This is a genomic window from Streptomyces pallidus (ex Mingjun et al. 2026), from assembly GCF_051550185.1.
Classification (GTDB): domain Bacteria; phylum Actinomycetota; class Actinomycetes; order Streptomycetales; family Streptomycetaceae; genus Streptomyces.
In genome coordinates, this window is record NZ_CP196181.1 from 2,403,117 (window position 1) to 2,422,200 (window position 19,084).

At 72.4% G+C, this 19,084-nt stretch carries 22 protein-coding genes and 1 pseudogene; 1 reads left to right on the forward strand and 22 read right to left on the reverse strand.

Annotation, left to right across the window (positions count from 1 at the left end):
* Window positions 1-18: 18 nt before the first annotated feature.
* From rlmN to rpsB, 6 genes are all read right to left on the reverse strand, one after another.
* Window positions 19-1,134 carry a 23S rRNA (adenine(2503)-C(2))-methyltransferase RlmN gene (rlmN, locus tag ACSHWO_RS10125; protein WP_361095295.1) on the reverse strand — a complete coding sequence of 372 codons (1,116 nt, stop codon included), beginning with the start codon at window positions 1,132-1,134 and terminating at the stop codon, window positions 19-21.
* Window positions 1,135-1,356: 222 nt separating this feature from the next.
* Window positions 1,357-2,430: a phosphatidate cytidylyltransferase gene (locus ACSHWO_RS10130; RefSeq protein WP_385843167.1), complete on the reverse strand. Its 1,074-nt coding sequence runs from the start codon at window positions 2,428-2,430 to the stop codon at window positions 1,357-1,359.
* Window positions 2,430-2,987, reverse strand: a complete 558-nt coding sequence (gene frr, locus ACSHWO_RS10135; RefSeq protein WP_360628482.1) for a ribosome recycling factor — start codon at window positions 2,985-2,987, stop codon at window positions 2,430-2,432. Before frr ends, ACSHWO_RS10130 begins: the two co-directional genes overlap by 1 nt.
* An 85-nt stretch (window positions 2,988-3,072) precedes the next feature.
* Window positions 3,073-3,852 carry a UMP kinase gene (pyrH, locus tag ACSHWO_RS10140; protein ID WP_438311294.1) on the reverse strand — a complete coding sequence of 260 codons (780 nt, stop codon included), beginning with the start codon at window positions 3,850-3,852 and terminating at the stop codon, window positions 3,073-3,075.
* A 163-nt stretch (window positions 3,853-4,015) separates the two neighbouring features.
* Entirely contained in the window at window positions 4,016-4,852 is an 837-nt protein-coding gene (tsf, locus tag ACSHWO_RS10145; protein ID WP_438311296.1) for a translation elongation factor Ts, read from the reverse strand.
* A gap of 136 nt (window positions 4,853-4,988) precedes the next feature.
* A complete protein-coding gene (gene rpsB / locus ACSHWO_RS10150; RefSeq protein ID WP_385843183.1) occupies window positions 4,989-5,819 on the reverse strand; it encodes a 30S ribosomal protein S2 in 831 nt (276 codons plus the stop codon).
* Window positions 5,820-6,136: 317 nt separating this feature from the next.
* On the opposite strand from rpsB, the pseudogene ACSHWO_RS10155 reads away from it, so the two are divergent.
* A pseudogene (locus tag ACSHWO_RS10155) lies at window positions 6,137-6,541 on the forward strand (peptidoglycan DD-metalloendopeptidase family protein); the annotation flags it as partial.
* Window positions 6,542-6,728: 187 nt separating this feature from the next.
* Here ACSHWO_RS10155 and ACSHWO_RS10160 read toward each other — a convergent pair.
* The 16 genes from ACSHWO_RS10160 to rpsP all read right to left on the reverse strand — a co-directional run bounded on the left by ACSHWO_RS10160 (window position 6,729) and on the right by rpsP (window position 19,038).
* Window positions 6,729-7,286 carry a TetR/AcrR family transcriptional regulator gene (locus ACSHWO_RS10160; protein ID WP_361095481.1) on the reverse strand — a complete coding sequence of 186 codons (558 nt, stop codon included), beginning with the start codon at window positions 7,284-7,286 and terminating at the stop codon, window positions 6,729-6,731.
* Window positions 7,287-7,338: 52 nt separating this feature from the next.
* On the reverse strand, window positions 7,339-8,175 hold the full coding sequence (gene whiG / locus ACSHWO_RS10165; protein ID WP_361095282.1) for an RNA polymerase sigma factor WhiG: 837 nt from the start codon (window positions 8,173-8,175) through the stop codon (window positions 7,339-7,341).
* A gap of 266 nt (window positions 8,176-8,441) precedes the next feature.
* Window positions 8,442-9,605 (reverse strand): DNA-processing protein DprA, encoded by a 1,164-nt coding sequence (gene dprA, locus ACSHWO_RS10170; protein WP_438319033.1) that lies wholly within the window; start codon window positions 9,603-9,605, stop codon window positions 8,442-8,444.
* Between the two features lie 74 nt (window positions 9,606-9,679).
* Window positions 9,680-11,320 carry a YifB family Mg chelatase-like AAA ATPase gene (locus ACSHWO_RS10175; RefSeq protein WP_438311298.1) on the reverse strand — a complete coding sequence of 547 codons (1,641 nt, stop codon included), beginning with the start codon at window positions 11,318-11,320 and terminating at the stop codon, window positions 9,680-9,682.
* On the reverse strand, window positions 11,320-11,691 hold the full coding sequence (locus ACSHWO_RS10180; protein ID WP_438311300.1) for a YraN family protein: 372 nt from the start codon (window positions 11,689-11,691) through the stop codon (window positions 11,320-11,322). The genes ACSHWO_RS10175 and ACSHWO_RS10180 overlap by 1 nt, the downstream gene beginning before the upstream one ends.
* Before the next feature lie 107 nt (window positions 11,692-11,798).
* On the reverse strand, window positions 11,799-12,107 hold the full coding sequence (locus ACSHWO_RS10185) for a DUF2469 domain-containing protein (protein WP_179178094.1): 309 nt from the start codon (window positions 12,105-12,107) through the stop codon (window positions 11,799-11,801).
* Window positions 12,108-12,162: 55 nt separating this feature from the next.
* A complete protein-coding gene (locus tag ACSHWO_RS10190; protein WP_438311303.1) occupies window positions 12,163-12,666 on the reverse strand; it encodes an NUDIX hydrolase in 504 nt (167 codons plus the stop codon).
* Entirely contained in the window at window positions 12,656-13,453 is a 798-nt protein-coding gene (gene lepB / locus ACSHWO_RS10195) for a signal peptidase I (protein WP_438311305.1), read from the reverse strand. The genes ACSHWO_RS10190 and lepB (ACSHWO_RS10195) overlap by 11 nt, the downstream gene beginning before the upstream one ends.
* Window positions 13,454-13,495: 42 nt before the next feature.
* A complete protein-coding gene (gene lepB / locus ACSHWO_RS10200; protein ID WP_438311307.1) occupies window positions 13,496-14,386 on the reverse strand; it encodes a signal peptidase I in 891 nt (296 codons plus the stop codon).
* A 112-nt stretch (window positions 14,387-14,498) separates the two neighbouring features.
* On the reverse strand, window positions 14,499-15,611 hold the full coding sequence (lepB, locus tag ACSHWO_RS10205; RefSeq protein ID WP_438311310.1) for a signal peptidase I: 1,113 nt from the start codon (window positions 15,609-15,611) through the stop codon (window positions 14,499-14,501).
* Window positions 15,604-16,377 (reverse strand): signal peptidase I, encoded by a 774-nt coding sequence (lepB, locus tag ACSHWO_RS10210; RefSeq protein ID WP_438311312.1) that lies wholly within the window; start codon window positions 16,375-16,377, stop codon window positions 15,604-15,606. Before lepB (ACSHWO_RS10210) ends, lepB (ACSHWO_RS10205) begins: the two co-directional genes overlap by 8 nt.
* Window positions 16,378-16,420: 43 nt before the next feature.
* On the reverse strand, window positions 16,421-16,771 hold the full coding sequence (gene rplS / locus ACSHWO_RS10215; RefSeq protein WP_361095260.1) for a 50S ribosomal protein L19: 351 nt from the start codon (window positions 16,769-16,771) through the stop codon (window positions 16,421-16,423).
* 133 nt (window positions 16,772-16,904) lie between these two features.
* A complete protein-coding gene (gene trmD / locus ACSHWO_RS10220) occupies window positions 16,905-17,726 on the reverse strand; it encodes a tRNA (guanosine(37)-N1)-methyltransferase TrmD (protein ID WP_361095257.1) in 822 nt (273 codons plus the stop codon).
* Entirely contained in the window at window positions 17,726-18,277 is a 552-nt protein-coding gene (gene rimM / locus ACSHWO_RS10225) for a ribosome maturation factor RimM (protein WP_385843226.1), read from the reverse strand. The genes trmD and rimM overlap by 1 nt, the downstream gene beginning before the upstream one ends.
* Window positions 18,278-18,358: 81 nt before the next feature.
* A complete protein-coding gene (locus ACSHWO_RS10230) occupies window positions 18,359-18,598 on the reverse strand; it encodes an RNA-binding protein (RefSeq protein ID WP_031107040.1) in 240 nt (79 codons plus the stop codon).
* 2 nt (window positions 18,599-18,600) lie between these two features.
* Window positions 18,601-19,038 (reverse strand): 30S ribosomal protein S16, encoded by a 438-nt coding sequence (gene rpsP, locus ACSHWO_RS10235; protein WP_179176226.1) that lies wholly within the window; start codon window positions 19,036-19,038, stop codon window positions 18,601-18,603.
* Window positions 19,039-19,084: the final 46 nt, after the last annotated feature.

Here is a 19,084-nt window from a genome sequence, read left to right on the forward strand (position 1 = left end):
CTCCGACGGAAGCGGAAGTTACCGCTCCGAAGCGGCCAGCTGGCCGCACGCACCGTCGATCTCCTGGCCGCGGGTGTCACGCACGGTCACGGGCACCCCGTGTCGGGCGATGGCCTCGACGAAGGCCCGCTCGTCCTCGGGGCGCGAGGCGGTCCACTTCGAGCCCGGCGTCGGGTTCAGCGGGATCAGGTTGACGTGGACGCGCTTGCCCTTGAGGAGCTTGCCCAGGAGGTCGCCGCGCCAGGCCTGGTCGTTGATGTCGCGGATCAGGGCGTACTCGATGGAGACCCGGCGGCCGGACTTCTCGGCGTACTCCCAGGCCGCGTCGAGGACCTCGCGGACCTTCCAGCGGGTGTTCACCGGCACGAGGGTGTCGCGCAGCTCGTCGTCCGGGGCGTGCAGCGAGACGGCGAGACGGCACTTGAAGCCCTCGTCGGCGAACCGCAGCATCGCCGGGACCAGGCCGACGGTGGAGACGGTGATGCCGCGCTGCGACAGGCCGAGGCCGTCGGGCTCGGGGTCGGTCAGGCGGCGGATGGCCCCGACGACCCGGTTGTAGTTGGCCAGCGGCTCGCCCATGCCCATGAAGACGATGTTCGACAGCCGGGCGGGGCCGCCGGGGACCTCGCCGTCGCGCAGGGCGCGCATGCCGTCGACGATCTGGTGCACGATCTCCGCGGTGGACAGGTTGCGGTCCAGGCCCGCCTGGCCGGTGGCGCAGAACGGGCAGTTCATGCCGCAGCCGGCCTGCGAGGAGATGCACATGGTGACCCGGTCGGGGTAGCGCATCAGCACGGACTCGACGAGGGTGCCGTCGTGCAGGCGCCACAGGGTCTTGCGGGTGGTGTCGTCGTCGCAGGAGATGTGCCGGACGACGCTCATCAGGTCGGGCAGCAGCTCCTCGCGGAGCTTCTCGCGGGAGGACGCCGGGATGTCGGTCCACTCCGCCGGGTCGTGGGCGTAACGCGCGAAGTAGTGCTGCGAGAGCTGCTTCGCCCGGAACGGCTTCTCGCCGATCGCGGCGACCGCCTCGCGACGCTCGGCCGGCGACAGGTCGGCGAGGTGCCGGGGCGGCTTCTTCGCCCCCCTGGGCGCGACGAAGGTGAGCTCTCCCGGAGCGGGGCGGGGTGCCATGATCGGTCCTTCCTCAGGCGACGAGGTCCGACGGGCTCCGCACGTGGCGGAGCCGATGGCGATGGCGCGGTCCGCGCCCGGAGACCTCACGGGATGCATCCCCGCGATCACGGGGAAAGGGCGCACCACGGAAATGGTGCGCCCTTCAGGATAACCCGGTCGGCCCAGCCGGTGCCGACGGTCCGTTCGCGGCGGTCCGCCCCGGCGGTCGCGCCCCGGCGGTCAGCCGGTGCCGACGAACAGGGCCAGCAGCAGCCAGACCACGGGAGCGGTCGGCAGCAGGGAGTCCAGCCGGTCCATGATCCCGCCGTGGCCCGGGAGCAGGGTGCCCATGTCCTTGATGCCCAGGTCCCGCTTGATCATCGACTCGCCCAGGTCACCCAGCGTGGCGCTGACCGCGACCGCGAGACCGAGGATCAGGCCCTGCCACCAGGCACCGCCCTCGATCAGGAACTCCATGCACAGTGCGCCGGCCCCCATCGAGAAGGCCACCGCGCCGAAGAGCCCCTCGCGGGTCTTGCCGGGGCTGATGCGCGGCGCGAGCTTGGTCTTGCCGAAGCGCCAGCCGACCGCGTAGGCACCGGTGTCGCTGACCACGGTCAGCGCCAGGAAGGTGACCACCCGCTGCGGGCCGTCGTCCGCCGTGAGCAGCATCGCGACGAAGGTCGCCAGGAACGGCACGTAGAACGCCGCGAAGACACCCGCCGTGACGTCCTTGAGGTAGTCCTCGGGCGGTTCGGTCATCCGCCAGACCAGGACGGCCAGCGCCGTCAGGGCCATGGCCACCCAGGCACCCTCGGCACCGCGCACGTACCCGGCGATGACCATGGCGGCGCCGCCGATCGCCAGCGGGACGAGCGGCGCCTTGATGCCCTTCTTCTCCTGGAGCCGGGAGGTGAGCTCCCACAGGCCGACGACGACCGCGACGACGATGACGCCGACGAAGACCGCCTTCACGATGAAGAGCGAAGCGAAGATCACCGCACCGAGGCCGACGCCGACCCCTATGGCGGCCCGCAGGTCTCGCCCGGCCTTCTTCTTCTGCGGCGGGGGCGAGGAGTCCTGCGGTGCCTGGGAAGGCGGGGGCGGGGGGCTGGGCATGGGCTCCTGCGGCGGCGTCTCGGCGCGGAACGGGGGGCCGCCGGCGGCAGCCCCCCGATCGCGTGCTTCCCGGTCGTCGAAGTCACGGCCGGCGGCATCGGGCACGATGGGCATGGGCCGAGTGTGCGGTCCCACCAGCGCATCGTATGCGGGACCCGCCGGAACCGGCTCCGTGGCCCAGGGAGAGTCGTTCATCAGACCTCGAGCAGCTCGGCTTCCTTGTGCTTGAGCAGCTCGTCCACCTGCGCCACGTACTTCGCGGTGGTGTCGTCGAGCTCCTTCTCGGCGCGGCGCACCTCGTCCTCGCCCGTCTCCTTGTCCTTGACGAGCTTGTCGAGCTGGTCCTTGGCCTTGCGGCGGACGGAACGGATGGAGACCTTGGAGTCCTCGGCCTTGCCGCGGGCGACCTTGATGTACTCCTTGCGGCGCTCCTCGGTGAGCTCGGGGAACACCACACGGATGATGTTGCCGTCGTTGCTCGGGTTGACGCCCAGGTCGGAGTCGCGGATGGCCTGCTCGATGTTGCGCAGGGCGCTCTTGTCGAACGGGGTCACCACGGCCATGCGGGGCTCGGGCACCGAGAAGGACGCGAGCTGGTTGATGGGGGTGATGGCGCCGTAGTAGTCCGCCATGATCTTGTTGAACATCGCCGGGTGCGCACGGCCCGTGCGGATCGCGGCGAAGTCCTCCTTGGCGACGACGACGGCCTTCTCCATCTTCTCCTCGGCCTCGAGGAGGATTTCTTCGATCACCACGTGCTCCTGCATGTCTTGAATGGATGGTTCAGGCGAGCGGTGCGGGCCGGGCCCCGCGGGGCCCGGTCCGGCTGCGGACCGCTCAGGCCCGGGTTCCCTGGTCGCTGACGAGCGTCCCGATCTTCTCACCCTTGACGGCGCGGGCGATATTGCCCTCGGCGAGCAGTTCGAACACCAGGATCGGCAGCTTGTTGTCGCGGCACAGCGTGATGGCGGTGGCGTCGGCGACCTTGAGGTCCCGGGCCAGCACCTCGCCGTACTCCAGCGCGTCGAACTTCACCGCGTCGGGGTTCTTCTTGGGGTCGGAGTCGTAGACCCCGTCGACGCCGTTCTTGCCCATGAGCAGGGCCTCGGCGTCGATCTCCAGGGCACGCTGGGCGGCCGTGGTGTCGGTGGAGAAGTACGGCATGCCCATACCGGCGCCGAAGATCACGACGCGGCCCTTCTCCAGGTGCCGTACGGCCCGCAGCGGAATGTACGGCTCGGCGACCTGGCCCATGGTGATCGCCGTCTGGACACGGGAGTCGATGCCTTCCTTCTCCAGGAAGTCCTGGAGGGCGAGGCAGTTCATGACGGTGCCGAGCATGCCCATGTAGTCGGACCGGGCGCGGTCCATGCCGCGCTGCTGCAGTTCGGCGCCACGGAAGAAGTTGCCGCCGCCGATCACGACGGCGATCTCCGCGCCGTCCCGGACCACCGCGCCGATCTCGCGCGCGATGGCATGGACGACGTCGGGGTCGACGCCCAGTCCGCCACCACCGGAGAAGGCTTCGCCGGACAGCTTCAGCAGGTATCGGCGGCCCTTCGTCCCGTGGTCGCTCTTGTCGTCGGAAGCGTTGTGGGGGTCCACGCCCTGATTCATGGAGATCTCCTCGTGCACATACGAAGAAGGCCATTGCCGGTGGGTCCTCGCGGTTCCCTCTACGGCAATGGCCTCCTCGTCAGATCTGCGGTCGTTCCGCGCGTACGCGGACGACTGCCTCAGACCCTACCGGGGTCCGGTGTCCGTCGTTGTACGGACGGACTCAGATGCCGACCTTGATGCGCGAGAAGCGCTTCAGGGTGACACCGGCCTCGTCCAGGACCTTCTGGACGGACTTCTTGTTGTCCAGGGCGTACGGCTGGCCCAGGAGGGTGGCCTCCTTGAAGAAGCCGTTGACGCGACCCTCGACGATCTTGGCGATGGCAGCCTCGGGCTTGCCCTCCGCGCGGGTGACCTCTTCGGCGATGCGGCGCTCGGACTCGACCTTCTCGGCCGGGACGTCCTCGGCGGACAGCCACTGCGGGGCGAACGCGGCGATGTGCTGCGCGACACCGCGGGCGACGTCGGCGTTCTCCTTGTCCAGCTCGACCAGGACACCGATCTGGAACGGCAGGTCGGGCATGGTGCGGTGCATGTAGGAGGTCACGTAACCGCCGGTGAACTGCGCGAAGCGGTCCAGGACGATCTTCTCGCCGAGGTTGGCGTTGGCCTCGTCGACGAAAGCGGTGACGGTCTTGCCGGGCTCGATCTCGGACGCGAGCAGCGCCTCGATGTCGGCCGGGGAGGTGGCGGCGACGTGCGCGGCCAGCTGGTTGGCGACGGCGAGGAACTTCTCACCCTTGGCGACGAAGTCGGTCTCGCACTTCAGCTCGACGATGACACCGGAGGTGTTGTCGTCGGCGATCAGGGTGACGACGGCACCGTTCTCGGCGGAACGACCCTCGCGCTTGGCAACGCCCTTCTGGCCCTTGATGCGCAGGGCTTCCTGGGCCTTCTCGACGTCACCGTCGGCCTCGACGAGCGCGTTCTTGCAGTCCAGCATGCCGGCGCCGGTGAGCTCGCGGAGCTTCTTGACGTCAGCGGCGGTGTAGTTCGCCATGAGTCTGTTGCTTCTCTCTCGAAGTCGTAGATCTACGGGTGAACGGCGGAGGAGGCGCGCTCGTGGCGCGGCTCCCCCGCCGTCATCGTCCGTCCTGCGAGTGCCCGGAGGGTGAACTCCGGGCGCCCTCAGCGGGTCAGGCCTGCTCGGCCTCGGCGGCCGGGGCGGCCTCGGCGGCGTCGGCCTTCTTCTCACCCTCGAGCAGGTCGCGCTCCCACTCGGCGAGCGGCTCGCCGGCGGCCTTGTCGCCCGGCTTCGAGTCACCGGTCGCAGCGCCGGAACGGGCGATGAGGCCCTCGGCGACGGCGTCGGCGATCACGCGGGTGAGCAGGGTGACGGAGCGGATCGCGTCGTCGTTGCCCGGGATCTTGTAGTCGACCTCGTCGGGGTCGCAGTTGGTGTCGAGGATCGCGACGACCGGGATGTTCAGCTTGCGAGCCTCGCCGACGGCGATGTGCTCCTTCTTGGTGTCGACGATCCAGACGGCGCTCGGCACCTTCTGCATCTCGCGGATACCACCGAGGGTCTTCTCCAGCTTGGCCTTCTCGCGGGAGAGGACCAGGAGCTCCTTCTTGGTGAGACCCGAGGCGGCGACGTCCTCGAAGTCGATCGCCTCGAGCTCCTTCAGGCGCTGCAGGCGCTTGTAGACGGTCGAGAAGTTGGTGAGCATGCCACCCAGCCAGCGCTGGTTGACGTACGGCATGCCGACGCGCGTCGCCTGCTCGGCGATGGCCTCCTGGGCCTGCTTCTTCGTACCGACGAACATGATGGAGCCGCCGTGCGCGACGGTCTCCTTGACGAACTCGTAGGCGCGGTCGATGTACGACAGCGACTGGAGCAGGTCGATGATGTAGATGCCGTTGCGCTCGGTGAAGATGAAGCGCTTCATCTTCGGGTTCCAGCGACGGGTCTGGTGACCGAAGTGGACGCCGCTCTCCAGCAGCTCCCGCATCGTTACGACGGCCATGGCCATCTCCTTGGTTTCTCGGTTTGGTCCTGACGCCCCACCGCGTCCTGCCCCCGGAAAAGGGACCGAGAGACGCTGCCACCCGACCTTTCCGGCCGGTGCTGGGGCGCGCGAAGTCGACCCGGTGACCCGGATCGCCGTAAGAAGTGTACGGGACCGGGCGGTATGCCAGGTGACGCCGCTGTCCACAACGGGCCGCCGGTCCACAGGCTCCGCCGCCCCCGGCGGGGGTGCGGGACGCTGCGGGCATGACGACACTGCTGCTCGCGCTGCTGCTGGCGGTGGCCCGGACGGGCGCGCCGCCAGCGCCGGCCACCATGCCCGCGGGGGCCGCCGCGCCCGCGGTGCGCGCCCTGCCCGCGGTGGGCGCCCGGCCCGCGGTGGGCGCCCGGCCCGCGGTGGCCGCCCGGCCCGCCGCCACGGTCCCGCACGTCTCGCGGCCGCTGCCCGCGCCGCTCGCGGTGGTCCGCTGGTGGGACCCACCGCCGACGCCGTACGCGGCGGGGCACCGCGGGGTGGACCTCGCCGCCCCGGCCGGGACGCGGGTGCGGGCCGTGGGGCCCGGACGGGTCCACTTCGCGGGCCCGGTGGCCGGGCGCGGGGTGCTGTCCCTGACCCTGCCCGGCGGACTGCGCACCACCTACGAACCGGTGCGCCCGCTCGTCGCCGAGGGTGAGCCGGTCACCGCCGGCCAGGTCGTCGCGGTCCTGACGGAAGGGAGCCACTGCGCCGGCCCCTGCCTGCACTGGGGCGCGCTGTCGGGCGACACGTACGTCAACCCGCTGTCGCTGCTGCCGCGCCCCGCGCCGCGGCTGCTGCCCGCGGCGGACACGCCCGACGGCCCGCCGGAGGCGGCCGGACCGCCCGGGGACCCCCGGGCCGGGGCGACGGCGGGGGCTGCGCCGCGGGTCAGCCGCGCACGCCCCGCAGGGCCATCGCGACGGCCGTCTCCGTCACCACGGCGGGGTCCTCGGCGGCGCCGAGCTCGATTCGCCGCACCGCCGCGTCGACCACGCCCTGGAGCAGCATGGCCGCCAGTCTGGGCTGCTCCTGACCCAGGGCCGAGAGGGCCTCCACGATCATCGCGACGAGGCCGCCGTGCGCCGCGCGGATCTTGTCGCGGGCGCCCGCGTCCAACTCGCTCGCCGAGATCGCGACCACGGCCCGGTGCCGGCGGTCGCCGACCAGGCCCAGCTGGCTGCGCACGTACGCCTCGATCTTCGCCTCGGGGGTCGGCGCCTGCTCCATGGCGGCCTCGATCTCGGCGGCCCACACGGGGAAGTCGACCGCGCACAGCTCCTCGACGACGGCGGCGCGGGACCGGAAGTACTCGTACACGGAGGACCGGGCGAGCCCGGTGCGCTGCGCCAGGGCGGGGAAGGTCAGCGCCTCCGTCCCGCCCTCGGACAGCAGGGAGCGTGCCGCGTCCAGCAGGGCGCGGCGCTGCATCGACCGGTGCTCGGCCACGGAGGCCGCTCGAATCCTGGGCACCCGCCCACTGTACGGAGGCAGGGGTGGCTCAGCGGCCCACATCCGCAAGCTTGGCGCGCAGTTGCAGCACGGACTTGGTGTGGATCTGGCTGACCCGGCTCTCGGTCACCCCGAGCACGTTGCCGATCTCGGCGAGCGTGAGGCCCTCGTAGTAGTACAGGGTGACCACGGTCTTCTCGCGTTCGGGCAGCGTGTTGATGGCGCGGGCCAGCAGCCTGCGCAGCTCGCGGTCCTCGGCCACCTCCACCGGGTCGTCGGCGGCGGTGTCCTCCAGGGTGTCCATCAGCGAGAGGCGGTCGCCGCCCTCCCCGCCGACGTGCAGCAACTCCTCCAGGGCGACCACGTTCGCCAGCGACAACTGGCTGAAGACCGTGTGGAGTTCCTCCACCGCGATGCCCATCTCGCCCGCGACCTCCTGCTCGGTCGGGGTACGGCGCAGCTGGGCCTCCAGCGTGGCGTAGGCCCGCTCGACCGCCCGCGCCTTCTGCCGTACGGAGCGGGGGATCCAGTCCAGCGCCCGCAGCTCGTCGATCATCGCGCCGCGGATCCGGGTGATCGCGTACGTCTCGAACTTGATGGAGCGGTCGAGGTCGAACTTCTCGATCGCGTCGATCAGCCCGAAGACCCCCGAGGAGACGAAGTCGGCCTGCTCCACGTTGGGCGGGAGGCCCACGCTGACCCGGCCGGCGACGTACTTCACCAGGGGCGAGTAGTGCAGGATCAGCTGCTCCCGCAGGCGTTCGTCACCCGTCTCCTTGTACGAGCGCCACAGCGCGTCCAGGGACGAGGGCGCGGTGGCGCGCACGCTGCCGCGGGCAGCGGGGGGCGCGGCGGCGCGGTCGGACCCTGAGATGTGCTGGGGCATGCTTCGCCTTTGCCGGAGCGGGATTCCTTGGGAGCGTAGCGTGACGGGATTGTCGCGGTGCGCGAAGAGTACGGGATCGTATAAGGCCCCAGGCGCGTCCCGGGCCGCACGGGTGACCCGGCCCGCACGGGTGACCCGGGACCGGCGCCTGGCGCTCGGTCCCGGCTGCTGCCGACGGAAGGACCGCGTCTTTCATCGGCTTCACTCTTTCACCGGAACGCCCCAGGTCAGCGAACGCCTCGCCGGGTGCCACCGGTTCGTGTGGCTCATCGGCGTGTCTGCGGCGTCAACCGCCAGGCATCGCCCAGCCGTTCGACGAACCCCAGGGAGTGAAGTTCGTACAGTCTGCCGATGACTTCATCGGTTCCGGTGGCCGCGGCGAGGGCGAGCTCCTCCACCCGGGCGGGGCGGCCGGCGGGGAGCGCTTCGAGCACCCGGGCCGTCTCCGGGTGCAGCAGGTCCCGGGGCAGGACGGGCCCGCGCCGTTCGGGGGCGAGCTCCCCGATCCCGCCGACGAGTTCGACGACCTCGGCGGCGTCGGTGACGAGCACCGCCTCGCCCCGCAGCAGCTCGTGCACCCCGGCCGAGAGGCCGCTGGTGGCGGGGCCGGGGACGCCCATGGTGAACCGCCCCAGTTCCCGGGCCCGGCGCGCGGTGACCAGGGAGCCGCTGCGGAGGGCGGCCTCGACCACCACGGTGCCCCGGGTGAGGGCCGCGATGACCCGGTTGCGCAGCACGAACCGGGCGGGTGTGGGGTGGCTGCCGGGCGGCAGCTCCCCCAGCACCAACCCCTGGCCGGCGATGGCCCCGAGCAGCCCCGCGTGTCCGCGCGGATAGGCGACGTCCACCCCGCAGGCGAGCACCGCGGCCGTGGCCCCGCCGCTGCCGAGGGCCCCGCGGTGGGCCGCGCCGTCGATCCCGTACGCGGCCCCGGACACCACCACCCAGCCCCGCTCGGCGAGCCCGGCGGCCAGGGCGTGGGCCATGTGCGCGCCGTACGGGGTGCAGGCGCGGGCACCGACCAGGGCGACCGAGCGCAGCGCCCAGGTCCGCAGGTCGGGGGTGCCCCGCACCCACAGGCCGACGGGCCGGGCGTCGCCGAGGTCGTCGAGCTGGGTCGGCCACTGCGCCGTCCCGGGGCAGACGAACCGGCAGCCCGCCGCGGCGGCGGCCGCCAGGTCCCGGCGGGGGTCGGCGACCGCGGCCCGGGCGCGGTATCCGGCGAGCCGCCGGGACCCGACGCCGCCGAGGGCCGCCGGCTCCGGGTCCGGGCCCGTCAACAGCCGCATCAGCCCGACGGCGCCGTGCTCGCGCAGCCAGCGCCCGCCGTGCTCGTCCCCGGGCTCCAGCACCCGGGTCAGCGCGGCGCGGGCCGCCACCTCGGACCCGGGGCCCTCCCACGCGTCCCGTGCCTCCCGCGCGTCCCCCACGTCCGCCGTCGACGCACCGTCCGGCTCCGCCCCCGGGACCTCGCCCCGCCCCGGTGCGGGACCGCCCGCCGCGGTCACGGCCCGGCTCCCGCGGCCAGGACGGCCCCGCGGCCGATCCCGGTCCGCAGCTCCAGCGCGACGGCCACGTCCAGCGCGTCGGGCCGGTCGTTGCCCCGCAGGTCGGCCACGGTCCAGGCGACCCGCAGCACCCGGTCCAGCCCGCGGGCCGTGAGCAGGCCGCGCTCCAGGTCCCGCTCGGCCTGCGCCAGCGCCCCGGGCGTCGCCGGCCAGCGGGTCCGCAGCTCGTGCCCGGGGATCTCGGCGTTGAGCCGCCACGGGGTGCCGGCCAGCCGGGCCGCGGCGCGGTCCCGGGCCTGCCGGACCCGGGCGGCGACCGCCGCCGTGGCCTCCCCGCGGCCGCCGCCACCGAGCAGCTCGGCGCGGCTGACCGGCTCGACCCCGACGCGCAGGTCCACCCGGTCCAGCAGCGGCCCGGACAGCCGCGCCTGGTAGCGCCGCACGGCCGAGGCCGGGCATTCGCATCCGGCGCCCTGGAGGCCGTGCCGCCCGCACGGGCAGGGGTTCGCCGCGAGCACCATGAGGAACCTGGCCGGCAGCTGCACCACCCCGGCGGCCCGGGCGATGACCACCCGCCCCGATTCCAGCGGTTGGCGCAGCGCGTCCAGCGCCTTGGTGCCGAACTCCGCGGCCTCGTCGAGGAAGAGAACGCCCCGGTGGGCCAGCGAGACCGCCCCGGGCCGGGGGACGCCCGCCCCGCCGCCGACCAGCGACTGCATGGTCGCCGAGTGGTGCGGCGCGCAGTACGGCGGCCTGCTGACCAGCGGGTCGCCGGGCGGCAGGATCCCCGCCACCGAGTGGACGGCGGTGACCTCCAGTGAGTCCTGCCGGGTGAGCGGCGGCAAGATCCACGGGAGCCGCTCGGCCAGCATCGTCTTGCCGGCCCCCGGGGGGCCGCTGAGGAAGAGGTGGTGGCCCCCGGAGGCGGCCACCTCCAGGGCGCGGCGCGCCGTGTGCTGCCCGGCCACGTCGGACAGGTCGGGGAAGTCGGGGGGCTGCCCCGCCGCTCCCCCGCCCGGCACGACCCCGGTGCCCAGCCCGGCTCCCGGCACCAGCAGGCCGGCCGGCCCCGGCCCGGGACCCGGCGGCCCGGCCCCCTCCGGCGGTTCGTCCTCGGCGGCCGCCCCGCCGGTGAGGACCGCGATCAGGCCGCGCAGGCTGCGTACGCCGAGCACCGAGACGTCCGGGACCAGCCGCGCCTCGGGGGCGCACGCGTGCGGCACGACCACGCTGCGGTACCCGGCCTCCGCCGCGGCGAGGACCGCCGGCAGCACGCCCGGCACCGGGCGGACCCGGCCGTCCAGGCCCAGCTCCCCGACGAGCACCAGGTCGGCGATGACAGCGGGATCGACCACCTCGGCGGCGCCCAGCACCGCCGCCGCCACGGCCAGGTCGAAACCGGCGCCCGACTTCGGCACCGAGGCGGGGCTGAGCCCGACCGTGAGCTTCTTCTGCGGCCAGGCGGCGCCCGAGTTGACGACGGCGGCCCGGACCCGGTCCCGGCTCTCGACGAGGGTCTTGTCGGGCAGGCCCACCAGCGTGAACGCCGCGACGCCCGGCTCCAGGTCGGCCTGGACCTCCACCACCACGCCCTCGACGCCCACCAGGGCGACCGAGCAGGCCCGTGCGAAGCCCATCACGCCACCCCCCGGACGTGCTCCACCACCGGCGCGCCGCGCCGCGGCAGCACGACCCCCACCAGGTCGATGCGCACCCCGCCCGGGGGCGGCCCGCCGTGGTCGGCGAGCCAGCGCCCGGCGAGCCGGCGCAACCGCTCGGCCTTGCCCGGCCGGAGCGCGGCCATGGGATGCTCGAAGCGCCCCGCCCGGCGCGTCTTGACCTCGCACACGACGAGGGCGTCACCGTCCCGCGCGACGATGTCGATCTCCCCGCCGCGGCACCGCCAGTTCCGCGCGATGACCGTCATGCCGGCCTCGGCCAGCCGCCGCGCCGCCAGATCCTCCCCGTACCGCCCCAGCGCCTGCCGCGCCACGTCCTTCGCGTCCATCGGGCACCACCTCCGGCCCCGACGATCCCGCGGACCGACCCACCCTGTGGATCTTGGTGGACGGCGGGGGCGTTGTGGACGACGCGCTCACCCGCAGGAGTGAAGGATCAGCTGCCCGGGAGTTCGAGGTCGGTCTTGTTCAGCTCCTCGATGTTCACGTCCTTGAAGGTCAGCACCCTGACCTGCTTGACGAAGCGGGCCGGCCGGTACATGTCCCACACCCAGGCGTCGGCCATCGTGACCTCGAAGAACACCTCGCCCTGGACCGAGTGCACCTGCATCTCGTAGTCGTTCGTGAGGTAGAAGCGGCGTTCCGTCTCGATCACGTACTTGAACAGCCCGACGACGTCGCGGTACTCCCGATAGAGCTTCAGCTCCATCTCGGTCTCGTACTTCTCGAGGTCCTCGGCGCTCATGGCATGTTCCCCTTCAGCCGTGCGTCTCCCTATTGTGCGGCAGGCCGGCGCGGCCCTAGACGATTTCCGGCGCCAGCTGCACCGGCGTGGCCGGGGGGCCGTCGTCGAGCAGCGCCCTCAGCAGCTCCGCCAGCCTGGTCGGGTACACCGTCTCGCGGGCCCCCAGGAGCTCCTCCGGCCGCCACCACCTGGCTCCGGAGACACTGCGCCGTTCAAGCTCGGTGAGCCCGCGCGGCTCGGTCCGCGTCTGCGTGGTCCGAGCCAGGTAGTACCACTCGTCCTGCTCCCAGCGCCGCCCGGCGAACGGGAAGGAGCAGTACCGGTGCCACAGCACCGGCCCCAGTTCCACCTCGGTGATCCCGGTCTCCTCGGCGAGTTCCCGCAGCGCGGCCTGCTCCCGGCTCTCGCCGCCCTCCAGCCCGCCGCCCGGCGTGAACCACCAGTCGACCGCCGGGTCGTCCGGCTCGAAGCCGTGCAGCAGCAGGATCCGGTCCGCGGGGTCCAGCAGGATCACCCGGGACACCCTGCGGGGGCCGTCCGCGGCCCGGTCAGCGGGCACCGGCGGGCTCCTGCCTGCGTCCGCGCCCGAGGACCCGGACGAGCGGCCCGTACGCGGCTCCCAGCACCACCAGGGCGGCGCCGGCGGCGATGGCGGCGACCTGGAGCCGCAGCGGCCCCGGCTCCGAGGTCCCGCCGGGCAGGTCGGCGTAGGCCGCAGGCCGGCCGACCATGGACATGGAGGGCCAGGCGAGGGCGTCGACGCGGCCGCGGACGGTCGAGCGGGCCACGGTCCCCTGGCCGGCCTCCTGGAGGTGGGCCCGGGAGTCGAGCGAGTTGGAGCGCTTGTCGCCGAGCAGGAAGAGGTTGCCCTGGGGCACGGTCACCTCGAACGGGGTGCCGGCCGGGAAGCCCGCGCCGGGAGCCGTGCCGTCCAGCATCACCGGCCGGCTGCGGTCGAGGTAGGGCTCGTCGAGCTCCTTGCCGTTCACGGTGAGCCGGCCGCCCTCCCCGCAGCACTTCACGGTGTCGCCGCCGATGCCGACGACCCGCTTGACCATGGGGGAGTCGCTCCACATGGCATCAGTGAAGACGACGACGTCCCCGCGGCGCACCTCGCCGCCGTCGATCCGCTGTGCGAGCACCCGGTCACCGGGTTTCACCGTCGGCATCATCGAGTCCGTCGGCACCGTGTACGGCTGGTAGAGCAGCGCGGCCCACACGAACCCCCCGAGGAAGAGCACGAAGCCGACGGCCACGGCGATCCCGGACAACACGTTGCCGACACCGCCGCGGCCGTCCTTGCCACTGCGTATTCCCTGCGTACTGCTCGTTTGCGTTCCGCCCATAGCAGCGCCCCCACATCCGGGATCGACGACCTGGGCGGCACCCTACCTGCCGGTAGTCCCGCTGGTCAGCCTCCGTCGGCGCCACACCACCACGGGCACGGCTCCGACGAGCCCCAGCGCGGCCGGGCCGGCGCCGATCGCCTTGGCCGCGGCCTGGTCCCCGAGGCCCGGCTGGTCGAAGGTGTCCGGAACCGGCAGGGTCGCCCAGCGGGTGACCGGCCACGCGACGACCACGGCCCGTCCGACGACCTTGTCGACCGGCACGAAGCCCTGGGTGGAGTCCTGCATGTGGTAGCGGGAGTCCTGCGAGTTCTGGCGGTGGTCTCCCATCACCCAGATCTTGCCCTTGGGTACGGTCAGCGGGCCGAACGGGGCGTCGTCGCACGGGGTGTTCCCGGGGAAGATGTACGGCTCGTCCAGCGGCTTGCCGTTGACGACGACCGGTCCGCCCTTCTTGCACTCGACCGTGTCCCCGCCGATGGCGATGACCCGCTTGATCAGGTCCTTCTCGTCCGCGGACGGCATCAGGCCGATCTTGCTGAGGATCGTCTGCAGGAAGTTGGGCTCCGGGGTGGGCTCCCCGGCCAGCCAGTTCGCCGGGTCGTGGAAGACCACGACCTCGCCGCGCTCGGGCTCCGAGCCGAACCACGGGGTGAGCTTGTCCACGAGCACCCGGTCGCCGCGCTGCAGGGTGTTCTGCATCGAGTCGGACGGGATCGAGAACGCCTGCACCAGGAAGGTCTTGATCAGCAGGGCGAGCAGCAGTGCGATGCCGACGAGGAGCGGGAGCTCCTTCCAGAACGAGCGCTGCGGGCGCTCCTCGGCACCGTCCTCGCCGTCCTCGGCCTCGCGGGCCTCGCGCTCGGCATCGCGCTTGATGCCGTCCGGCCGCTCCTCGCCCTCGTCGCGTCCGGACCGCGCGCCTACCGCCACGTCCCCCACATCCACTCCTCACTCGGAATTGCCGCCCGCGCCGGATACGGCACGGGCCCTCCCCTCCCCTAACGAGCGGGAGTTCCCAAGGGCGCGGGAGACCGAGGACACACTATGCGACGGGTGGGCGTCCGCGGTGCCCGCGGCGGCCGCGTCGCCCGCTGCGTTGCTGATCGGGCACCGTGTTGAAGGTCGCGGGCTGTTCCAGCTTGCGCCAGTGGTCGAACGGCCATGCGATGACCACGGCCTCCCCCACGACGCCCTTCTCGTCGATGGTGCCCTGGAAGTCCTCGTCGAGGTGGAAACGGGAATCGGCCGAATTCGCACGGTGGTCGCCCATGACGAACAGTCGTCCGGGCGGCACCTGCACCTCGAAGCGGATCTCCGACGGGGCGTTCCCGGGGTTCACGTACGGCTCGTCCAGCGGCGCGCCGTTGACGGTGACGCGGCCCTTGACGTCGCAGCACACGACGGTGTCCCCGCCGACGCCGATGACCCGCTTGATCAGGTCCTGCTCGTCGGCCGACGGCAGCAGGCCGATGAACGTCAGGCCCTGCTTGATCTGCTTGACGCCGACGGGGTCCTTGGGCGGGCGCGCCGCCTCGCCCTTGAGCCAGCCCCCCGGGTCCTTGAACACGACGACGTCGCCGCGCTCGATCGGGGAGCCGAACCACGGGGTCAGCTTGTCGACGAGGACCCGGTCGCCGATCCGGATGGTCTGCTCCATGGACCCGGACGGGATGAAGAACGCCTGGACCAGGAAGGTCTTCAGGAGGAGCGCGATGCACAGCGCCGCGATGACCAGCAGCGGCACCTCGCCCGCCCGGCGGGTGCGCCGGCGCCTGCGGATCCTGCGCGCCAGCCGCCGCCGCTCGGCCCGGCCACCGCCCTCCGGCCCGCCGGCCGGCGCGCGGGATGCCTTGCGGGCCCGCGTCTTCGGCTCCGGCTCCGCCTCCGGTGCACGGCCACGGCCACGGCGCGGCCGCTCGGCACGACGCTGCTCGGCACGGCCGCCGCTGCGCGCCCCTTCACCACGCGCCCCTTCAGCGCGTGCTCCTTCACCGCGCTGCCGCTCGGCCCGCTCCCACTCGGCCCGCTCCCGCTCGGCGCGTTCCCACTCGGCGCGCTCCTGCTCGGCGCGTAGGGCGTCGTCGCGCAGCAGGTCGGCGGCGGTGACCCGGTCCGCGCGACCCCGCCCGCCGCGGGCCCGGCCGCGGCTACCCATGACCGCCGCCCGCCGTACCGCCCCCGGGTGGGCCCGTCGCACCCCAGCGCGAAACCGGCCAACCGATCCAGTCGGCCCGCCCGATCACCTTCTCCACAGGCACCATCCCTCCGCCGGGCTCACCCAGGTGGTCCCGCGAGTCCCGGGACTGGGAGCGGTGGTCGCCCATGACCCACAGGGTGCCCAGCGGCACCACGATCCGGAACGGTACCTTCGAAGGCGTGTCGCCGGGGTAAAGGTAGGGCTCGTCCACCGGCGCCCCGTTGACCTCGATCCGCCCCTCGGCGTCGCAGCACACCACGGCGTCGCCACCGACCCCGATGACCCGCTTCACGAAGTCCGTCTCCGACGGCTCGCCGATGCCGAGGGCGGAGGCCGCCCCGCGGACGAGCCCCGCGACCGGGTCGACCGCGGCCGGCGCCCGCACGAAGGAACCGGTGCCGTCGAAGACGACCACCTCCCCGCGCCGCGGCTGATGGCCGAAACGGTACGCCAGCTTGTTGACCAGCACCCGGTCCCCGACCCGGAGCGTCGGCTCCATCGACTTGCTCGGGATGAGGAAGGGCTGCACCACGAAGTTGCTGAGCAGCAGCAGGAACACCGTGCACAGCACACCGAGCACCACGGCCCCGCGCCAGGTCGGCAGGGCCCGCAGGCCGCGCCCGGCGAGTCCGCGTGCGGAACGCCGAAAAGCAGAACGCGGCCGCCCCTCCCCCGTACCGGGGGAAGAGTGGCCGCGTCGAGTGAGCTCTGCTTCGGTGTCCATTGGGGGGAGCCTATCCGGCCGCCCCCCGGATCCGGAGAGGAGATCAGCGGTCGCGCTTCTCCTTGATCTTCGCGGCCTTGCCGCGGAGCTCACGGAGGTAGTACAGCTTGGCGCGACGCACGTCACCGCGGGTGACGACCTCGATCTTCTCGAAGATCGGGGAGTTCACCGGGAAGGTGCGCTCGACACCGACGCTGAAGGAGACCTTGCGAACGGTGAAGGTCTCGGAGACACCGGCGCCCTGGCGGCGGATGACGACACCCTTGAACTGCTGGATACGGGAGCGGTTGCCCTCGATGACGCGGACGTGGACGTTGACGGTGTCACCCGGGCGGAAGGCCGGGACGTCCGAGCGCAGCGTGGCGGCGTTGACGCCGTCGAGCAGGTGAGACATGTTCTTCGTCTGCTTTCTTCGCACGACGCCACAGGTCGCCGGTGCGGGTTTTCGTAGAGAATTCGGGAGCTGCGCCACTCGCCGCACGACTGTCCCCCTGTGGCAGGGGCGCACGCGAGCACACAGCAGCCGCTTATTCTTCCACGCTCCGGGGCCTGCGCCAAAATCGGCCGTCCCCGGTCGGCTTCCAGCCCAGGGCGCCGAGCAGCTCCCGGTCCTTCTTGTCGTACGCGGACGCCTCGCAGCGCTCGATCAGGTCCGGGCGGTTCTGCGCGGTCCTGCGCAGCGCCTCGTCGCGCCGCCAGCGGGCGATCTTCCCGTGGTGGCCGCTGAGGAGCACGTCCGGGATGCCGCGGCCGCGCCACTCGGGCGGCTTGGTGTAGACCGGCCCTTCCAGCAGGTTCTCCATCTCGCCGGGGGCGAAGGAGTCGTCGCGGTGCGATTCGGCGTTGCCGAGGACGCCGGGCAGCAGCCGGGCCACGGCCTCGGTGATCACGAGCACCGCGGCCTCGCCGCCCGCCAGGACGTAGTCGCCGATGGAGACCTCGTAGACCGGCATGCGCGTGGCGTACTCGTCCATGACGCGGCGGTCGATGCCCTCGTAGCGGGCGGGGGTGAAGATCAGCCAGGGCCGCTCGGAGAGCTCGACGGCCAGTTCCTGCGTGAACGGGCGGCCGCTGGGCGTGGGGACGACGATGACCGGCCCGTGGGCTCCGGCCTCGTACCCGTCGGCCAGCGCCTCGTCCAGGGCCTCGCCCCACGGCCCGGTCTTCATGACCATGCCGGGGCCGCCGCCGTACGGGGTGTCGTCGACGGTGTTGTGCCGGTCGTAGGTCCAGTCACGCAGGTCGTGGACGTGTACGTCGAGCTGCCCGCGGGCCCGCGCCTTGCCGACGAGGGAGACGTCCAGCGGCTCCAGGTACTCGGGGAAGATCGTGACGACGTCGAGCCGCATCAGGCTTCTTCCCCGTTGTCGCGCGAGGAGACGATCTCGGCGCGGTCGTCGATCAGCCCGGGCGGCGGGGTGATGACGCAGCGCTGCTCCTCCAGGTCGATCTCGGCCACGATCTCCTCGACGAAGGGGATCATCACCTCGGAGCCGTCCGGCCGCTCGACGATGAAGAGGTCCTGCGAGGGCAGGTGGCTGATCTCGGTGATCCGACCGATCTCGGTGCCGTCCTCCAGGACGACGTCCAGGTCCATCAGCTGGTGGTCGTAGTACTCGTCGGGCTCCTCGGGGAGCTCCGTCGGGTCCACCTCGGCGATCAGCAGCGTGTTGCGCAGCGCCTCGGCGCCGTTGCGGTCCTTGACTCCCTCGAAGCGCAGCAGGAGGCGCCCGCTGTGCACCCGGCCCGTCTCGATGGTGAGCGGGCCCGTGGAGGCCGGCTCCGTCAGCAGCACGGCACCGGGGGCGAGCCGGAGCTCCGGCTCGTCGGTCCGCACCTCGACGGTGACCTCACCCTTGATCCCGTGGGCGCGGCCGATCCGCGCGACTACCAGCTGCACTGTCTGTCTCTCCTGTCCAGACGACGACGGGCCGGGGCGGGCACGCATGCCCTCCCCGGCCCGTGCCGGTGATTCAACTGCTCAGCGGACGTGGTCCACGTCGACGAGGTCGACGCGGATGCCGCGGCCGCCGATGGCGCCCACGACGGTGCGCAGGGCACGTGCGGTGCGGCCGTTGCGGCCGATCACCTTGCCGAGGTCGTCCGGGTGGACCCGGACCTCGAGCACCTGCCCGCGCCGCAGGTTGCGCGAGGCGACCTGCACGTCGTCGGGGTTGTCCACAATGCCCTTTACGAGGTGCTCAAGAGCCTCCTCGAGCATGCTCAGGCCTCGGTCGACTCGGCGGCGGCCTCAGCCTCGTCCGCCTTCTTGTCGGCCTTCTTCTTCTGCGTGATGGCCTCGCCCTTGGTCTCGCCGATGCCCTCGAGGGCCTTGGCGAACTCCTCGAAGGAGCGGCGCTTGTCTTCCTTGGTGGCCGGCTGCAGCAGCGGCGCCGGGGCCGGCAGGCCCTTGTGCTTCTGCCAGTCGCCGGTCAGCTTCAGGATGGCGAGCACGGCGTCGGTCGGCTGGGCGCCGACGGACAGCCAGTACTGCGCGCGCTCGGCGTTGACCTCGATGCGCGAGGGGTTGTAGGTCGGCTGGTAGATGCCGATCTCCTCGATCGCGCGGCCGTCCCGGCGGGTGCGGGCGTCGGCGACGACGATGCGGTAGTGCGGAGAGCGAATCTTGCCGAGGCGCTTGAGCTTGATCTTGACTGCCACTGGAGTGGTGTCTCCTGAACTTGACGTGGTTGGGCACTTGAGATGC